Origin of the sequence: Flavobacterium cucumis, assembly GCF_900148835.1 — a bacterium.
Lineage (GTDB): Bacteria > Bacteroidota > Bacteroidia > Flavobacteriales > Flavobacteriaceae > Flavobacterium > Flavobacterium cucumis.
Genome location: NZ_FRYK01000001.1, coordinates 114,361 through 131,838 on the forward strand (window position 1 = coordinate 114,361; position 17,478 = coordinate 131,838).

16 protein-coding genes are annotated in these 17,478 nt (G+C 32.5%); 6 read left to right on the forward strand and 10 right to left on the reverse strand.

Features of this window, described 5'->3' with window-relative positions; translation table 11 throughout:
* Positions 1-22: 22 nt before the first annotated feature.
* Complete coding sequence (locus tag BUE95_RS00530; RefSeq protein ID WP_143165205.1) at positions 23-490, forward strand: hypothetical protein; 468 nt, start codon at positions 23-25, stop codon at positions 488-490.
* A 20-nt stretch (positions 491-510) separates the two neighbouring features.
* The gene (locus tag BUE95_RS00535) at positions 511-1,047 is read left to right on the forward strand and encodes a leucine-rich repeat domain-containing protein (RefSeq protein WP_143165206.1); all 537 of its coding nucleotides are present in this window, start codon (positions 511-513) and stop codon (positions 1,045-1,047) included.
* Between the two features lie 11 nt (positions 1,048-1,058).
* Here the strand turns inward: BUE95_RS00535 and BUE95_RS00540 are convergent, their stop codons facing one another.
* Together BUE95_RS00540 and BUE95_RS00545 are read right to left on the reverse strand one after the other, a co-directional pair.
* The gene (locus BUE95_RS00540; protein ID WP_073580438.1) at positions 1,059-2,696 is read right to left on the reverse strand and encodes an amidase family protein; all 1,638 of its coding nucleotides are present in this window, start codon (positions 2,694-2,696) and stop codon (positions 1,059-1,061) included.
* Positions 2,697-2,792: 96 nt separating this feature from the next.
* Positions 2,793-4,427, reverse strand: a complete 1,635-nt coding sequence (locus BUE95_RS00545; protein WP_073580440.1) for an ABC-F family ATP-binding cassette domain-containing protein — start codon at positions 4,425-4,427, stop codon at positions 2,793-2,795.
* A 178-nt stretch (positions 4,428-4,605) separates the two neighbouring features.
* On the opposite strand from BUE95_RS00545, the gene BUE95_RS00550 reads away from it, so the two are divergent.
* Complete coding sequence (locus BUE95_RS00550; RefSeq protein WP_073580442.1) at positions 4,606-6,726, forward strand: M3 family metallopeptidase; 2,121 nt, start codon at positions 4,606-4,608, stop codon at positions 6,724-6,726.
* Positions 6,727-6,760: 34 nt separating this feature from the next.
* Here the strand turns inward: BUE95_RS00550 and BUE95_RS00555 are convergent, their stop codons facing one another.
* The 6 genes from BUE95_RS00555 to BUE95_RS00580 all read right to left on the reverse strand — a co-directional run bounded on the left by BUE95_RS00555 (position 6,761) and on the right by BUE95_RS00580 (position 12,837).
* The gene (locus BUE95_RS00555; protein ID WP_073580444.1) at positions 6,761-7,381 is read right to left on the reverse strand and encodes a DEAD/DEAH box helicase; all 621 of its coding nucleotides are present in this window, start codon (positions 7,379-7,381) and stop codon (positions 6,761-6,763) included.
* Positions 7,382-7,442: 61 nt separating this feature from the next.
* On the reverse strand, positions 7,443-8,606 hold the full coding sequence (locus BUE95_RS00560) for a sigma-54-dependent transcriptional regulator (RefSeq protein ID WP_073580446.1): 1,164 nt from the start codon (positions 8,604-8,606) through the stop codon (positions 7,443-7,445).
* Positions 8,607-8,691: 85 nt separating this feature from the next.
* Positions 8,692-9,990: an ABC transporter permease gene (locus BUE95_RS00565; RefSeq protein WP_073580448.1), complete on the reverse strand. Its 1,299-nt coding sequence runs from the start codon at positions 9,988-9,990 to the stop codon at positions 8,692-8,694.
* A gap of 2 nt (positions 9,991-9,992) precedes the next feature.
* Positions 9,993-10,913 (reverse strand): ABC transporter ATP-binding protein, encoded by a 921-nt coding sequence (locus tag BUE95_RS00570; protein WP_073580450.1) that lies wholly within the window; start codon positions 10,911-10,913, stop codon positions 9,993-9,995.
* Between the two features lie 164 nt (positions 10,914-11,077).
* Complete coding sequence (gene dnaJ, locus BUE95_RS00575; protein ID WP_073580452.1) at positions 11,078-12,205, reverse strand: molecular chaperone DnaJ; 1,128 nt, start codon at positions 12,203-12,205, stop codon at positions 11,078-11,080.
* A gap of 68 nt (positions 12,206-12,273) precedes the next feature.
* A complete protein-coding gene (locus BUE95_RS00580) occupies positions 12,274-12,837 on the reverse strand; it encodes a nucleotide exchange factor GrpE (RefSeq protein ID WP_073580454.1) in 564 nt (187 codons plus the stop codon).
* 153 nt (positions 12,838-12,990) lie between these two features.
* Here BUE95_RS00580 and BUE95_RS00585 point away from each other — a divergent pair, with 153 nt between their 5' ends.
* Entirely contained in the window at positions 12,991-13,656 is a 666-nt protein-coding gene (locus tag BUE95_RS00585; protein WP_073580456.1) for a YceI family protein, read from the forward strand.
* A gap of 33 nt (positions 13,657-13,689) precedes the next feature.
* On the opposite strand, the gene BUE95_RS00590 is transcribed toward BUE95_RS00585, so the two are convergent.
* Together BUE95_RS00590 and BUE95_RS00595 are read right to left on the reverse strand one after the other, a co-directional pair.
* The gene (locus BUE95_RS00590) at positions 13,690-14,613 is read right to left on the reverse strand and encodes a TIGR01777 family oxidoreductase (RefSeq protein WP_084530204.1); all 924 of its coding nucleotides are present in this window, start codon (positions 14,611-14,613) and stop codon (positions 13,690-13,692) included.
* A gap of 128 nt (positions 14,614-14,741) precedes the next feature.
* Positions 14,742-15,197, reverse strand: a complete 456-nt coding sequence (locus BUE95_RS00595) for a DUF4442 domain-containing protein (protein ID WP_073580458.1) — start codon at positions 15,195-15,197, stop codon at positions 14,742-14,744.
* A 231-nt stretch (positions 15,198-15,428) separates the two neighbouring features.
* On the opposite strand from BUE95_RS00595, the gene BUE95_RS00600 reads away from it, so the two are divergent.
* On the forward strand, positions 15,429-15,758 hold the full coding sequence (locus BUE95_RS00600) for a PadR family transcriptional regulator (RefSeq protein ID WP_026724567.1): 330 nt from the start codon (positions 15,429-15,431) through the stop codon (positions 15,756-15,758).
* 5 nt (positions 15,759-15,763) lie between these two features.
* The gene (locus BUE95_RS00605) at positions 15,764-17,470 is read left to right on the forward strand and encodes a PspC domain-containing protein (RefSeq protein ID WP_073580460.1); all 1,707 of its coding nucleotides are present in this window, start codon (positions 15,764-15,766) and stop codon (positions 17,468-17,470) included.
* Positions 17,471-17,478: the final 8 nt, after the last annotated feature.

Sequence of the window (17,478 nt, forward strand, 5' to 3'; positions counted from 1 at the left end):
TGAAATTTAAAAATATCTTTTTATGAAGCAAATAATTACGATTCTAATAGTATTTTTATCGAATATGATAATTGGCCAAGAGAACAAAGCTTTACTTGGCAAATGGAAAGTTATTGAAATTTTCAATAATGATTATTTTTATAAAGTTGAAAACGATTCGATAGTTTTATCGGAAAAAATGCAAAAACGCTATCGCAATAAAATTTCGCAACAAGATTATAAAGCTTCAATTAGAGGCGATAATCGAGAAGTGATTTTCGAATTTAGAAATGAGAATGAGTTTTATTATTTTTTTTCAGAAAAAGCTATATACCCAACTTTCAAAGGAACTTATGAAATGATCAAAAACTTACTGTTTTTGGATTTAACAAATCTTGCAAATATTAAAATAAAAAAAGAAGCATCATTCTATTTTAAGGATGGTAACTTACATTTTACTATGCATTTAGAATCTAATAACCCTTATAATTACACACTCAAGAAGTTATAATTTTACTTTAAAAAAAATTCATGAAGAAAGCTGTTTTATTAATAATACTTATTCAACTATCAAGCTGTAAAACTTACACAAAATTCAATATGAATGAATTAAATCAATATGACACCATTTATCATCTTGATTTATCGAATAGAAATTTAAAAACACAACCTGATTTATCAAAATTCACGATTATTGATCTTAATATTTCTAAAAATAGAATAGCAACTTTCGAAGAAAACAAACTTCCCAAAGGAATTAAAAAACTAAATTTTAGTCATAATAGAATTTCAAAAAAAGTTGTTTTTAATGAGATAAGAAATCTTGAATCTGTTAATTTTTCTGATAATAAAATAGAATCCTTCTATTACACAAATGGAATTATCAAAAATCTGAACTTATCTAATAATAAACTAGTTAGTATTGAAATGCCCTTATATAATGATAAAAGAGCTGACACTTTGAATGTAGCAAATAATCCAAAATTAGAAACAACAGAAATTAACACTATTGGTTTTCCTAGATTTTATAAAACTTTGATTAATTACAGCTTGTCTACGAAGAATTAAATAATCAAGAATCAATTATATCCTTTCGGAGCTATTCTAACTGGATTTAATTTTTCAAAAGCATATCCAATTTGTAATAGTTTTTCTTCTTCAAAAGGTCTTGCAATAAAAGTAATCCCAACTGGCTCTCCAGTATCACTGTACCCCATAGGAACACCCAAACAAGGATATTTTGCCATAGCAGCATGACCCGAATTGTAATTATTTATAGATACAATAGCATCTAAATCATGCTTTTTCATTGGAGTCTCAAAAAAAGAAACAGCTTCACTATAAAAGGTTCCCTTCAATTTTGCAAAGTCCTCTTCAGAAATTGTTTCTGCCACAATTCCTTCAAACAAAGCTTGTCCATAAGGAATTCTCAAAATGCTGTCTTGTTTGTTAAAAGTAACAATATCATCAACTGTTTTAAAATTTTCATAAACCGAAGAATACGATTTCAAATACTTAGGCAAGTCCACTTTCATATCTGCATTCAAAAAAGTGACAAACCCATTAAAATTTACATTTTGAGATTCAACTTCAATAATTTCAACGCCCTGCATCTTTAAGTTAGCTATTGTTTTTTGATAAATAGGATTACTCAAATAAGCTTTAAAAACACCAATACGTTTTCCTTTTAATGCATTCTCTGAAAATTTATCCCACGAAATATCATCCTGTGAACGAACTGTAGTGGTATCTTCAGAATCATACCCCATAATAGCAGATAACAAAATGGCAGTATCGATCACATTTTTCGCCATGGGTCCAGCGGTGTCCAATGTAGATGAAATGGGAATAATACCAGTTCTACTAACTTTACCTATGGTTGGTTTAAGTCCCACAATAGAATTTTGACTTGATGGTGAGATAATAGAACCAGATGTCTCAGACCCCACAGCAGCTACTGCATAATTTGCTGCTACTGCTACACCACTTCCTGAACTGGATCCTCCGGTATCAAAAATTGTTCTTCCATAAGGATTTAACGTTTGCCCTCCTAATGCACTATAACCACTAGGACAGCCATCGCAAAGGAAATAAGCCCACTCACTTAAATTAACTTTACCCAAAATAATACCTCCCTTGTTTTTTAATTGGTCAACAATAAAAGCGTCATTAGTAGTATTATTTTTTAATACAACTGCACCAGCGGTAGTGGGCATTTCTTTTGTATTGATATTATCTTTCAATAAAACAGGCATTCCATAAATTGGATGTGAGTTACTTTTAGTACGATTTTTGTCGCGCAATTTCGCCTCTGCTACTGCATTTGCATTAATTGAAAGAATCGCATTCAGAAAAGTCTCCCGATTACTTTCAAACTTCAAAATACGATACAAATACCATTTGGTTAACTTTTCATAGTTTAATTTTTTAGCATCAATATTACTTTGAATCGTCAAAATATCTTTATCCAAAATGTAAGGAAGAAGCGTTTTGTATTCTTCTTCACCAAAATTTTCTATTTGTTTGTGAATGGATTTAAAAATATCATTTTTATCTAAATTATTAGACTGAATGAGTTTAAAGCGCATTCTTTCATTTTCATTAGTTGCCAAACGCTCAATCTCGGGCGTCTCATCATAAGGAGTCCAAACTATCTTGGTACTATTTGTACCACAAGAGAAAAAAACAAATGCGATTAATAAGTAGCTAAATTTCATATATTTATTGCTTGATATGAGCAAATATATCAAATATAAGAATCCAATAAAAAATAAAAAAGCTCCAATCGGAGCTTTTAACTGTTGTTTAATTATTTATTTTTCGATCTCTTTTAATGAATCCATTTTCTTATGCGCTAAGAAGCCTTTAATGTCTTCGAAATGCTCTTTCACACGTTTATTTCCAAATTCAAATACTTTTTCTGCTAAACCATCTAAGAAATCACGGTCGTGAGAAACTAAAATTAGAGTTCCATCAAAATCACGTAAAGCATCTTTGATGATGTCTTTCGTTTTCATATCTAGATGGTTGGATGGCTCATCTAAAATCAGAAGATTCACGGGTTCTAACAATAACTTAATCATTGCTAAACGCGTTTTTTCTCCTCCAGAGAGCACCTTCACTTTCTTTTGAATATCATCACCTTGAAACATAAAGGCACCAAGGATATTTTTGATTTGTGTACGAACATCACCGACAGCAATCCTATCAATCGTTTCAAAAATAGTTGCGTTTTCGTCTAATTGAGCCGCTTGATTTTGCGCAAAATATCCAATTTGAGCATTGTGACCAATTTCTACAGAACCTCCATTAATTTCAATTTCTTTCATGATAGCTTTAATCATGGTTGATTTACCTTCACCATTTTTACCAACGAAAGCTACTTTTTGACCGCGTTCTATAACTAAATTAGCGTCTTTAAAAATTAATTTATCACCGTATGATTTTTCTAAATCCTTCACAATTACAGGATATTGACCTGAACGAGCTGATGGTGGAAACTTCAACTTTAAAGCCGAAGTATCAATTTCATCTACTTCTATAGGAACAATTTTTTCTAACATTCTAACACGTGATTGCACTTGTTCGGTTTTAGAAAAAGTTCCTCGAAAACGTTCAATAAAAGCTTGATTATCGGCAATGAATTTTTGCTGCTCTTCATATGCTTTTTGTTGGTGAACGCGTCTGTCTTTTCGCAATTCTAAATAGTGTGAATATTTAGCTTTGTAGTCATAAATTCTACCCATTGTAACTTCTATAGTACGATTTGTAATGTTATCTACAAATGCTCTATCGTGAGAAATTACCATAACCGCTTTGGCTTGCGTAATTAAAAATTCTTCTAACCATTCGATACTATCCATATCTAAGTGATTCGTTGGCTCATCCAAAAGAATTAAATCGGGTTTCGTTAATAGGATTTTTGCCAATTCAATTCGCATTCTCCAACCACCAGAAAACTCTTTTGTTGGACGATTGAAATCTTCTCTTTCAAATCCTAATCCTTTCAATATTTTTTCAACTTCCGCTTCGTAATTTACTTCTTCAATTGAATAATACTTTTCAGATAATTCCGAAACTTTTTCAATTAATTTCATGTAGTCATCGCTTTCATAGTCGGTACGAATAGTCAATTGTTCATTGATTTCGTCAATTTCTTTTTTCATATTCAACACCGAAGCAAACGCTTTTGATGTTTCTTCCATTACCGTACAGTTATCTTCTGTTAACAAATGTTGCGGTAAATAAGCAATAACAGCATCGCTTGGCGCCGAAATTACACCGCGAGTTGGTTTATTTACTCCTGCAACAATTTTTAAAAGCGTAGATTTTCCTGCTCCATTTTTCCCCATAAGGGCAATTTTATCGGTTTCATTAATGGCAAAAGTTACTTCGCTAAAAAGAGTGGTTCCGCCAAATTCTACGGCAATATCGTTAACTGTAATCATTTTTAAAGTAAAAAGTTAGAAGTAAAAAGTGTAAAGTCTTTTTACTTAGATTTTTGAAGGTGCAAAGATAGTTTTAAAAATTAGATTTCGAAATGCTACCATTATATTTCATAAAATATAGTTAAGTTTTAGACTTCCATCTCGAAATCTATTATTTTTACGTTTTAAATTTCACAAAATGAAAATCAAAACAATACTATTATTTTCAGCACTCACTACTGCTGTAACGGTTAATTCACAAGACAAAAACAAAACTACTATGAATCCGTTTTTTGAAACGTATACAACACCTTATCAGGTCCCACCTTTTCACTTAATCAAAAACGAACATTTTAAACCTGCTATTCTAGAGGGAATTAAAAAACAAGAAGCCGAAATCAACGCCATTGTTACCAACAAAGAAAAACCAACGTTTGACAACACGGTTTTAGCTATGGAAAATTCGGGTAAATTACTAGCTAAAGTGAGTACGGTTTTTTACAACTTAAATAGTGCGAATACTAATGAAGAAATTCAGTCCATTGCAAAAGAATTGGCTCCGAAACTATCCGCGCACAGTGACAATATTTATTTGAATGACGCTTTATTCAAAAGAGTAAAAACCGTTTGGAACAATCAAAAAAACTTCAAATTAAACAAAGAGCAAGCTAAAACACTTGAAAATCTTTACAAAAACTTTGTCAGAAGTGGTGCTAACTTATCGGAAGATAGCAAAAAGAGATTAAGAGAAATCAATGCTGAAATGGCAGTAGCCACTTTAAAATACGGACAAAATATTTTGGCTGAAACCAATTCGTATGAATTAGTAATCACTGACAAAAAAGATTTAGCTGGATTACCAAATGAACTAATTGAAACCGCGGCTAATGATGCTAAAGCAAAAGGCAAAGCTGGAAAATGGGTATTTACTTTATCAAATTCAAGTGTTATGCCTTTTTTACAATACAGTTCGAACAGAAAATTGCGTAAGGAAATTTGGAACGCTTACCAAATGAGAGCAAACAACAATAACGACAAAGACAACAAAGAATTGGCGATCCAAATTGCAAATTTAAGAAGTGAAAAAGCGCGACTTCTAGGTTATGAAACACATGCAGATTATGTGTTAGAAAAATCGATGGCTAAAAATCCTGAAACCGCAACTAAATTATTGATGGATTTATGGACTCCTGCTTTAAATATGGCAAACAAAGAAGCCGCTGACATCAAAGAAATGATGCTGAAAGATGGAATCAAAGATGAGGTACAACCTTATGATTGGAGATACTACGCTGAAAAAATAAGAAAAGAGCGTTTTGATTTAGACGAACAAGAAATGAAACCTTACTTTAGTTTAGAAAAAACAAGAGAAGGGGTTTTTACCGTTTGTAAAAATTTATATGGATTACAGTTCAAACAGTTAAATGATGTTCCTAAATACCACCAAGATGTAACCGTTTGGGAAGTTACCGAAGCTGATGGTTCTCATATTGGAATTTTATATATGGATTTTCACCCAAGAGCTTCTAAAAGAGGTGGAGCTTGGATGACATCGTACCGAACTCAAAAAATGGAAAATGGTAAACGTGTTGCCCCTGTAGTTTCAATTGTTTGTAATTTTACTAAACCAACAGAAAACGCTCCAGCTTTATTAACTTTTGATGAAGTAAGTACATTCTTCCATGAATTTGGACACGCTTTACACGGATTATTATCAAACGTAACTTATGAAAGTATTGCAGGTACAAGTGTTCCAAGAGATTTCGTAGAATTACCATCTCAAATTATGGAAAACTGGGCTGCTGAACCTGAGGTAATGAAAATGTATGCGAAACATTATAAAACAGGAGAAGTGATCCCAGAAGCGTTAATTGCAAAAATGCAAAAAGCAGGAACTTTTGATCAAGGATTTGCAACAACAGAATATTTAGCGGCTTCTCTTTTAGACATGCAATACCACACTCAAAAAGGAAATATTTCGGTTAACGCTGAAACTTTTGAGAAAGAAGCTATGAATAAAATTAACTTACCAAGCACTATTATTCCGAGATATAGAAGTACGTACTTCAATCATATTTTTGCTGGTGGTTATTCAGCTGGATATTATAGTTATATCTGGTCTGGAGTTTTGGACACAGATGCTTTTGAAGTATTCAAAATAAACGGATTATTCAATCAAGATTACGCAAAATCATTCCGAAAAAATGTTTTAGAAAAAGGAGGAACGGAAGATCCAATGGAACTTTACAAAAGTTTTAGAGGTGCCGAACCTAGTACTGAACCACTACTAAGAAAAAGAGGTTTAGATCAAATGAAATAAAACTAAAAACGCCTGAATTACTTCAGGCGTTTTTTTATTCGTCATCTTCCATTTCGAAGAAAAGTGGCTCAATCATTATTCTGTCGGCTAAAATTTCTACTCGCTCTGTAATTTGTGAACAGAAAAATAAACGTTGGGTTTTCTCAGCACTCATAGAAAGTCGTTGGATAATAGCATCTTCGCGTTTGCGCAACATTTCCTCCACATCATCCACTACAAACATTTTGATCGTAGTCATATTGAATCCTGCTGATGAAAACATGTCGTTAATACGAATGGGTGTTCCAATTAATACGTCCATTCCTAATGAAATTTGGTTTTTGTCATAATCGATATCGCCTTTTTCATGAACACCAAAAACTCTTAAGTTGTTATACCGATTCAATTTTTTGAAGAGTTCAACTGCTTCAAGTACTTTTTCTTTGTCTTGAACTAAAATTAAAGCACGTGTACTTTCACCGACTGGCTTTTCCATTTTCTGAATCACATTCATCAGAATAGTAATCGTTTTTCCTGAACTCTTTGGCGCTTGAATCACCGCATCCACACCACTTTTAATGGTTGAAAATGTCGCTTCCTGCAACTCATTGGCTTCAATAAAATCGTTTTCGATAAGTGCTTTCTGTAGGTTAGGATTTATTTTTTTTAATTGCATTTTTTTATGGTAATAGGTAAAGGGTAATGGTCAATAGGCAACCTTTTACATTTTACAAAGTTTATTTACTCGCAAACAGTTTTACATCTTGTTCTGAAATTTCGTTACCACCTAAAATAATCAAGCGTTCCACTACATTTCGCAATTCACGGATATTTCCTGTCCAATCGTATTCTTGTAATAATTTGATTGCCGATTTTGAAAATGATTTTGGAGAAGTCCCTTGCTCTGAAGCAATCTTAGCAGCAAAATGCTCAATTAACTCAGGGATATCATCTCTCCTATCATTCAAAGCAGGAACCTTTATTAAAATTACCGCTAATCTATGATACAAATCTTCTCTGAATCTACCTTCTTCAATTTCTTTTTTCAAATCTTTATTGGTAGCAGCAACCACACGAACATTGACTTTAATGTCTTTATCAGCACCCACACGTTGAATCAAATTCTCTTGTAAAGCACGTAAAACCTTTGCTTGAGCTGATAAACTCATATCACCAATTTCATCTAAGAAAATTGTTCCACCATCAGCAGCTTCAAACTTACCTGCTCTATCTTTTACAGCCGAAGTAAAAGCACCTTTAACGTGACCGAATAATTCACTTTCAATTAATTCAGAGGGAATAGCCGCACAGTTCACCTCAATAATAGGAGCTGATGAACGCTCACTTCTTTCATGCAATTGATGTGCTACTAGTTCTTTTCCTGTTCCGTTTGGACCTGTAATTAAAACTCGGGCATCGGTTGGAGCGACTTTTTCAATCATCGTTTTAATGTGATTGATAGCTTCGCTATTTCCTATCATTTCGTAGTTTTTAGAAACTTTCTTTTTTAAGATTTTGTTCTCTACAACTAATTGTTTTTTGTCTAATGCGTTTCGAACCGTATTCAATAAACGATTCAAATCGGGCGGTTTGGAAATGTAATCAAATGCCCCTAAACGCATGGTATTAATAGCCGTATCCAAATCGCCATGACCCGAAATCATCACTATTGGAATTTCTGGCTTTATTTTCTTTACCGCTTCTAACACCTCAACACCGTCCATTTTTGGCATTTTGATATCACATAGAATTAAGTCATAATCTTCATTTTTGACTTTTTCGACTCCTTGTAAACCGTCTTCGGCCTCTTCTACTTTATACGAATCATTTTCTTCAGAGAGTATTTTTACTAACACTCTTCGAATAGCCGCTTCGTCTTCTATAATAAGGATTTTACTCATTTTTTTTAGTTTAAAAGGCGAGAGTTTAAAAGTTTAAAAGGGGAAAAACTCTTAAACTTATAAACACATAAACTCATAACCTCTTTTAATATTTCAACCACTTGTATAATTCTTTCCAGCTTGGTTTTTTTCCGTACATTAAAATCCCAACTCGGTAGATTTTTGCCGCAAACCAGACTACAAAGATAAACGTTCCATACAATAAAACTACAGAAAGTGTTAATTGCCATAATGGGACACCAAATGGAATTCGCATCAACATCACAATTGGCGAAGTTAATGGGATTAAAGAGAAGACCACTGCGACTGTTCCGTGAGGGTCATTCATTACCGTCAAAAACCCAACATAAACCGCTAACATTAGCGGCATAATGATAGGCATTAAAAACTGTTGTGAATCGGTTTCCGAATCTACTGCGGCTCCAATGGCAGCGTAAAACGAACTGTATAAAAAGTAACCTCCAATAAAGAAAATTACAAAACCTATCAATATAGATGCCACAGGAATTTCAGCTATATACAGTTGTAATTTATCCACAAAACTCATAGCAACTTCCGCCTGCTCAGCTGAAACTTGAGCAGTTGCAACGGCTTCTTGTTGACCACCTAAAACAGCTGACAACGAAAACATTAGAATAACTCCTAATACAATCCAAATTAAGAATTGTAAAATACCCGCTAATGAAGTTCCAATGATTTTTCCCATCATCAATTGGAATGGTTTTACTGAAGAAATGATAATTTCAATAATACGATTTGTCTTTTCTTCGATAACACTTCGCATTACCATATTTCCATAGATAATGATAAACATCATAATTAAATATCCGAAAGCGAAACCTATTCCGATTTTGATTTCATTTAAGAATTTTAATCCATCTTCACCAGAAAATTTTGCAAATTGCACCTCTGATTTGATTTTAGCTTTCTCAATTGTATCTGCATCAAAACCTAACTTCTTCAGATTTTCTTTATTTAATTTAGTATCAATGACTTTTTGTAAATTCATTAAGAAATCCATTTTTGGACTATCATCTGAAATATACGTTGTTTTAGTGGCTAATTCTGAAATATTTTGAACTTCTGGAACATAAATTAACCCCTCAAAAGCATTATTAGATGAATCTTTTGCCTTATCAAAAGACAAATTTGAAAGGTTTACATATTTAATATCTTCTGAATTCTTAAAATCATTTACAAACACATTGGCACTATCATGAACTCCAATAGTTTTAATATCGCCTTTATTTACACTTGATAAATACGCAATTAAAAACGTCATTCCCACAATCAATAACGGACCTAAAAAAGTCATTACGATAAATGATTTATTGCGCACTTTTGCAATAAATTCTCTTTTGATAATTAAAGATAATACGCTCATAATTATTGACTTACAGTTTGAATGAAAATATCGTTAACAGTTGGTATTTTTTCCACAAAATGGGTCACTTGTCCGAATTGAGTTAAGATGGAAAGCAAGTCATTTGAATGGTATTGACCCAAATGCACTTCTAATTTTAAATCATCGTTTAACGATTTGAAATTGGTTTGATTTAAGGTAAACTTATGTGTCAACTGCAACATTAAACCTTCGATGTTATTGGTAACAATTCCGACTTGATAAGTATTCGTTCGATGTTGGCGTTTCACATCATCTAATTTTCCTTCAATTAATTTATTTGATTTGTGAATCAATGCGATGTAATCACACATTTCTTCCACCGATTCCATTCGATGTGTAGAAAAAATTACAGAAGTTCCTTTTTTATTTAGTTCGATGATTTCATCTTTGATTAAATTCGCATTCACTGGATCGAAACCTGAGAATGGTTCGTCTAAAATCAATAATTTAGGTTGGTGCAAAACCGTTACAATAAACTGAATTTTCTGTGCCATCCCTTTTGAAAGTTCTTGAATTTTCTTGTCCCACCACCCTTGAATTTCGAACTTTTCAAACCAATATTTCAATTGTTTTTTAGCCTCTGCTTCGGACATTCCTTTTAGTTGAGCCAAATACAAACATTGTTCTCCTACTTTCATGGTTTTGTATAAACCGCGTTCTTCAGGCATATAGCCAATGTGCTTTACATGTTCAGGATGTAACTTTTCACCATCTAAAAATACAATACCGCTATCAGGCATAGTAATTTGATTAATAATACGGATTAAAGAGGTTTTTCCAGCACCATTTGGACCTAAAAGTCCGTAAATACTACCTTTTGGAACTTGAAGGGAAACATTATTTAAAGCGGTATAATCGCCATATTGCTTCACTACATTTTGTACTTCGAGAATGTTGCTCATATGTGAAAAAGAATGAATTTTTGTTATTAATAAGTAGTAAATATACTGATTTTGTTACAAAAAAAACCCACCCTTTATTGCTAAAGGATGGGAAAAATTGCTATGAAAAAGAAAAACTCACCTTCCTAAGAAAGTGAGTTTCAAATGTATTAATATTTATTTAATTATGAAAACATATCTTTAACTTTTTCAAAAAAAGATTTATCTGACTTTTCAGGCTTCGGAATGAAATTTTCATCTGTAAGCATTTTCTCAAAAAACTGCTTTTGTTCTTTATTTAAAACTTTTGGTGTCCAAACATTTACATGAACTAATAAGTCCCCATTTCCATATGAATTCAAACTTGGAATCCCCTTTCCTTTTAAGCGAAGAATTTTACCCGATTGAATTCCTTCTTCTAATTTAATTCGTACTTTTCCTGAAACAGTATCTATTTCTTTAGAGACACCTAAAGCCGCTTCTGCAAAACTAATATATAAATCGTAATGTAAGTTTTCGCCTTCACGCTTTAAAAATTCGTGTTCGACTTCTTCGATAGCAACAATTAAATCCCCTGGTATACTATTAGTTCCTGGTGCTTCGTTACCTTTACCAGCGACTTTTAATTGCATTCCATCTACAACTCCAGCTGGAATTTTGATTGAAACGGTATCGTCTTCTAACAACATTCCTTGTACATCAGCTCCAGCAGGTTTTTGATCCAAAATTTGACCAGAACCACTACAAACATGACATGTAGTTGCGGTTTGCATTCTACCTAAAATAGTATTGGCTACTTTCATAATTTGTCCCGAACCATTACAAGTTGGACACGTTCTGTAAGTAACACCTTTAGCTTGAACTTTGCGTTTAACTTTTACTTTCTTTTCAACTCCATTCGCAATCTCTTCTAAAGTTAATTTTACTTTAATACGAAGATTACTTCCTTTAACTCTGCGTTGGCCACCGCCACCAAAACCACCTCCGAAACCAGAGAAACCTCCGCCTCCAAAAGCACCTCCAAAAATATCACCAAATTGACTGAAAATATCGTCCATATTCATATGATGACCGCCTCCAAAGCCACCATTTTCAAATGCTTGGTGTCCGTATTGATCATAACGAGCCTTTTTGTCAGGGTCACTCAAAACTTCATACGCCTCAGCTGCTAATTTGAAATTTTCTTCAGCTTCTTTATTTCCTGGATTTTTATCCGGGTGAAATTCGATTGCTTTCTTTCGATACGCTTTCTTAATTTCCTCAGGAGTAGCGCTTTTAGTGATGCCTAATATTTCGTAAAAATCTTTTTTCATTTTAAAATATTGTTATAAATAATTAAAACGCGATGAAACGCGTTTCTACAAAAGGTTGTGATTGGAAACTAATTTCCAATCACAACCTTTGGGAAACGAATTATTTTATCACCTAATTTATATCCTTTTTCAATCACATCAACAATTTTTCCTTTCAAATCATCTGATGGGGCTGGAATTTGTGTTATCGCTTCTGCAAAATCAGCATCAAAAGCATCTCCTGCTTTTACTTCAACTTCTTCTAACCCTTTAGAGACTAAAGTTGATTTCAATTTATCATGTATCAATTGAACTCCTGTCACTAAAGCTTCCTCTTGAGATTTAGAAATTTGCGCCCAAGCTCTATCGAAATCATCTAACACAGGTAACATTGCTTGTAAAACCTCTTGATTAGCCGTTTTAAATAAATCAATTCGTTCTTTAGCAGTACGCTTTTTATAATTTTCAAATTCAGCAAAAAGTCTCAAAAACTTATCCTTCTCTTTCGCTAATTCTTCTTGTAATTGCTCTTCAACTGTAAGCTCTGGAGCATTAATCTCTTGATTTTCTGAAACATTCTCAATATTAATGTTTTCCTTATCGATGTTTTCAGTACTTTCTTGACTCATATTTTTAAATATTTTTTTAAACATTGTGACTTTAGTAAATGCGATTGCAAATGTATTGCCAAAAGTTGTAAAATGTCAAATTGTCAGCAAATTAATTGAAAGATAAATTTTAGCAACTTTTTAAGAGATTTAAATTAAGTTTAGAAGTAAGTTTGTGACAAACAAAAAAATTATATCATGAAAAAAAGCATTTTAAGTTTATTCGTTTTGGCTACAATCACAATGAATGTAGCTTGTAAAGGAGAAAAAAATGAAGCTGGTGAAGCTGGTGAAGTTGCAACTGCATCAGCAGAAAGTACAACATTTGTGGTAGACACAACAGCTTCAGTCATTGAGTGGATTGGTTCTAAACCTGCAGGAAAACACAACGGAACCATCAGTTTAAAATCAGGAGAAGTTGCGGTTAAGAATGACAGCATTCAAAGCGGTAAATTTGTAATCGATATGAATTCGATTGTGGTAACTGATTTAAAAGCAGGTGACGGAAAAGAAGATTTAGAGGCTCATTTAAAAGGTACAGGTGACAAAGAAGGAGAAGATCACTTCTTTAATGTAAGTAAATTCCCAGAAGGGATGTTTGAAATTACTTCTATCACATCTGAAAACGGGAAAGCTAACGTAAATGGAAATTTAACTTTAAAAGGAGTTACTAAACCCGTTACATTTCCAGCAACTGTTGCTTACGAAGGAAACAATATGACATTAACTTCTGATGCCTTTCAAATTAACAGAACACTTTGGAATGTAAACTATGCTTCAAAATCTATATTTGATGATTTAAAAGACAAGTTTGTGAATGATGAAATTGAATTAGTTGTAAAATTAAAAGCAACAAAACAATAAAACCAAAACCGCCAATAAAATGGCGGTTTTTTTTTATTTTAATAAATCATTTAAAGCTCTTTCAAGAGAAGCAAATTTGAATTGATATTTCAAATCAAGTAATTTTCTACAACTTACATGTTGACTTGAAAATAAAATCTGATGCATTTCGCCCAACATAATTCTCATGACAAATTGTGGAATATTGGGAAGGAACAATGGTTTCCCTAAAGTTTTGGCAATAGTCTTTGTAAGTTCAGAGTTCGTTACTGGATAGGGTGCAACACCATTAAAAACTCCAGAGTACTGATTTTCAATAACGAATTGGAAAATGCCAACCAAATCTTGAATGTGAATCCAAGATTGGTAGTGCTCCCCAGAACCAAAAGCTGCCCCAACACCCATTTTAATTGGTTTCGCCATTTCTAATAAAGCTCCACCATTTTTCGCTAAAACGATTCCTATTCTAATTTTAGCTACCTTAATATGCAGTTTCTCAAATTGATTCACTTCATCTTCCCATTGTTGCACTACATTACCTAGAAACGAATTATCTACCCTATCATCAGTTTCATGATAAATGTAATTTAAATCGTTTGGGTATATACCAATAGCAGATGCGGAAACGATATGTTTCACTTGATGCGAATTTTTTTGAAGAGCTTTATATAAAAGTCGTGTAGAAAGAACTCTACTCTCAATAATTTCTTGCTTGTAAGAAGGCGTCCACTTCTTGGCAACACTTGCTCCAGCTAAATGTACAATAACCTCAACATCTGTTAAAGCATTCAAATCGATTTCAGATGTCTTGGGATTCCAATAAAAACCTTTGTAATTATTTTGCGAAACCAATTTTGATTTTGAAGTAGACAAATAATGAACCGTAAATCCATTTTGAAGCAATAAACTTACCAATTCTTGTCCAACTAGCCCAGTAGCTCCTGTAATTAAAACCGTCATTTTCTTTTCCTTTTTCATCAAATTTACTATCAAAAAATCGGTAATGAAAGTTAATTAACTTATGTTTAGGATTAGTTTGGTTTGCTGTTACTAAGCGTTTCAAGTTTCAGATATCGAGTGATTAAAGAACGTGAAACTTGAAACTTTTAACCTCTAACTTTAATTGTCCACTCAAATTGCATTTCAGAAACTTGTTCTCCTTTTTCATTCTTACCAATAGAAGTTAACCAAATGGTTTGCCCTTCATTAGTAGCTACAGCTTTTTGAATCGTTTCTTTTATTAAGTTTCCTTGATTGCAAGTAAAAGTAATTCTTCCTGTTGCCTTTTTTGTAAAGACACTTTTATTTTGAGCTACTAACATCGAAATGCTTTTTTTACTTTGCTTTATTTGAAACATAACTAAAGCACCAGTTGTAAATTCGGCTGCCATAGCTTGTACAGCAAAATACATGGAATTAAAAGGATTCTGGTTGAACCAACGGTGCTTTACGGTAACCTCACAAACCTCTGGTGAAATTGACTTTACTCTTACCCCGCTCCAAAAAGCAGAAGGTAATTTGAAAAACATAAAAGCATTTAATTTTGATGGTGTAAACTGCATATTCTATTGATTTTGTTGTAAAAATACAAAAAATACTATGCATTCCTATTATTTTTTATTTGTTAATTTTTTGTTAAATATAAGTACTATGCGTAACATAATACCTTCTTTTAGACTTATCTTTGTATAAGAAAATAATAGGTAATCTAATTTTCAATCATCAAATCAATCACTGCGAAAGCAAAAAGAATCAAAAAATGAACAGTCTAATTAAAAAAAACAAAGGGAATTATGAACATTGAAAACACTAAAGCACAAATGCGAAAAGGTGTTTTGGAATTTTGTATCTTATCCGTATTAAAAGAAAAAGATGCATATACTTCTGAAATATTGGATACGCTAAAAAATGCTAAACTACTAGTTGTGGAAGGCACCGTTTATCCACTACTAACAAGGCTAAAAAACGATGGATTATTAAATTATCGTTGGGAAGAATCCACATCGGGACCACCAAGAAAATATTACGGTTTAACCGATGAAGGCAAAGAATTTTTACAAGAATTAAATGGCACCTGGAAAGAATTATCAGATGCAGTAAACATAATAACAAGTCAAAACTAAAGGTCATGAACAAAACAATAAGTATAAATTTAGGAGGTTTTTTCTTTCACATCGACGAAGATGCCTATCAAAAATTATCGCGTTATTTTGATGCGGTGAAACGTTCACTTTCGCCTGATGGAAGAGACGAAATCATGAAAGATATTGAAAGCCGTATTGCTGAACTCTTCCAAGAGCGTTTAAAAAATGAGAAACAAGTTGTCGGATTAACCGAAATTGAAGAAGTAATCTCGATTATGGGACAGCCTGAAGATTATAAAATAGATGATGAGAAGACAACATATCAATCTACCGCTTCTTCTACTAATTTCTATTATCCTTCAAAGCGATTGTATCGTGATAAAGAAAACGGCATGCTTGGTGGCGTAATGGCTGGTTTGGGTCACTATTTAGGAATTGATACACTATGGTTACGCATCATCATGGTGATTTTATTCTTCGGATTTGGAACGGGTTTATTTGTTTACATCGTTTTGTGGATTTTAGTTCCTGAAGCGGTTACCACAACTCAGAAATTAGAAATGAAAGGCGAACCTATAACCATTTCAAATATCGAAAAAAAAGTAAAGGAAGGTTTTGACGATATTGCTTCGAAATTTAGTAATATCGATCATGAAAAGATTGCAAATACAGCTAAATCAGGTGCTACAAGAATTGGATCTACCATTGAGGAGGTCATTTCTACCATCTTCAAAGTATTCGCAAAACTAATCGGTTCTTTTATCATCTTTTTCTCTGGAATTGGTCTAATTGGAATTATTATCACAAGCATCATCATGATATTTTCATCCACAATGCCTGATAATTACATACTAAATCATATCAATACGCCAATTGGATTAGAAACACCCCTATGGGTTCAAGGAATTTTATTGCTTCTTGGATTTGGCATCCCTTTATTTTTCTTACTAATTTTAGGTTTAAAATTAATGGTAAACAATTTAAGATCTATTGGTAATTATGTAAAGTATAGCTTATTAGCCGTTTGGATTATTGCGGTAGGGATCATCATTTCATTAGGAATTAACGAAGCTTCTCAATTAGCATTTGAGGGAAAATCTGTTCAAAAAGAACTCATTTCAATTACACCAAAAGATACACTAAATATTAAATTTAAAAACAATGATTTCTATTCAAAAAGCAATTACAGAAATCACGATTTCAAAATAACCCAAGACGAAGGGAATAATGAAATCATTTATTCGAATAATGTGTCTATTGAAATCAAATACACTGATGAAGCTACTCCATACATGTTAATTGAAAAACTAGCGAATGGAAAATCAACTTCACAAGCAAAAACACGTGCTGAAAAAATTAAATACAATTACAAGATTGATGGAAATACCATTATTCTAGATAATTACTTACTAACAGCAGTAGAAAATAAATTCAGAGGTCAAGAAGTTGAAATCTATTTATTCTTACCAAAAGGAACTATTTTTAAAACAGACGAACATTATAGCAACTACGATAGCAGTGATTATGACTTTTTCGACGAAAACGAATACGACACCAAGAATCCAATTTTTCAAGTGGAATCTGATAAAATCAAATGTTTGAATTGTTTCCCTAATAATAATTCAGAAAACAATGAAAATACAAATGAAGATTCGTCTACTATAATTTTTGACTCCAATGGTATCTTAATCAAAAAAAAGAGTGAAAAGGAAACTCAAAATGTTAAAATCGAAATTGACACAAAAAAATAACTAATCCA